Below are 1252 nucleotides of genomic sequence, written 5' to 3'. Positions count from 1 at the left end.
TTCGAGATCCGTAAGGACCGGACAAGGCCTCAGGGCAGGAAGAAGCTCGCGCGGGAGCGGGAGGCATACTCCCGGCTCATGCAGCAGGGTGTGAGCAACGGGGAAGCGTGCCGGATCGTCGGGATCGACCGGCGGACCGGCCAGAAGTGGCGTAACGGGCGTCACGCATACGGAAACCGGAAGGCGCTGCCACCGATCAACGCGGTGGCAGCGCCTTCCGGGCCGTCCCGGTACCTGCGCGAGGAAGACCGTATCCACATCGCCGACCGGCTGCGGGAGAAGGCCACCGTGCGGGCGATCGCCGCGGAGCTGGGCCGCAGCCCGTCGACGGTCAGCCGGGAGATCCGCCGCAACTGCCACCCGGTCAGCGGCCAGTACCGCCCGCACGCGGCCCAGGCCCGTGCCGATGCCCGCCGGCCCCGCCCCAAGCCCGGGAAGATCGGCCGCAACCCGCAGCTGCGCAACTTCATCCAGGTGCACCTGGACATACGGTGGAGCCCGGAGCAGATCTGCCAGGCTCTGCGGACGCAGTTCCCCCAGCAGCCGGAGATGCACGTGGTCCACGAGACGGTCTACCAGGCGCTCTACGTCCAGGGCCGGGGTGAACTGCGCCGGGAGCTGGCCCGCGCTCTGCGCACCGGCCGCGCCCAGCGCAAACCCCGCCGCCAGGCCCGCCGGCGCCGGCCCCGGTACGCCACCCCCATGGTCATGATCAGCGAACGGCCGGCGGAAGCGGAGGACCGGGCCGTGCCCGGCCACTGGGAAGGCGACCTGATCATCGGCAAGGACGGGAGGTCGGCCATCGGCACTCTGGTCGAGCGTGCCACCCGCTACGTCATGCTCCTGCACCTGCCCGGCGACCATGGCGCCGAAAGCGTCCGGGAGGCTCTGGTCAGCACGGTCGGTACCCTGCCCGCCCACCTTCGACGGTCCCTGACCTGGGACCAGGGAAGCGAGATGAGCGCCCACGGCTCCTTCACCGTCGCCACCGACGTCCCGGTCTACTTCTGTGATCCGGCCAGCCCCTGGCAACGAGGCTCGAACGAGAACACCAACGGCCTGCTCCGGCAGTACTTCCCCAAGAGCACCGACCTCTCCGTCCACACCCGCGAACACCTCGACGCGGTCGCCGCCGAGCTGAACGGCCGCCCACGCAAAACGCTCGGCTGGGAAACCCCAGCCGAGCGCCTGCATAAACTACTCACAGCCTGACCAACACGACCAAGTGTTGCGACGATCCCTAGAAACCGCC

General features: G+C 69.9%; 1 protein-coding gene. It reads left to right on the top strand.

Going from position 1 to position 1252, the window contains the following annotated elements; translation table 11 throughout:
* The first annotated feature begins 90 nt into the window (after positions 1-90).
* Complete coding sequence (locus ACFYTE_RS42385; RefSeq protein ID WP_388722673.1) at positions 91-1212, top strand: IS30 family transposase; 1122 nt, start codon at positions 91-93, stop codon at positions 1210-1212.
* Positions 1213-1252 lie beyond the last annotated feature (40 nt).

It is taken from the genome of Streptomyces sp. NPDC004629 (genome assembly GCF_042873595.1).
Lineage (GTDB): Bacteria > Actinomycetota > Actinomycetes > Streptomycetales > Streptomycetaceae > Streptomyces.
This window is presented reverse-complemented; position numbering and strand designations above follow the sequence as displayed.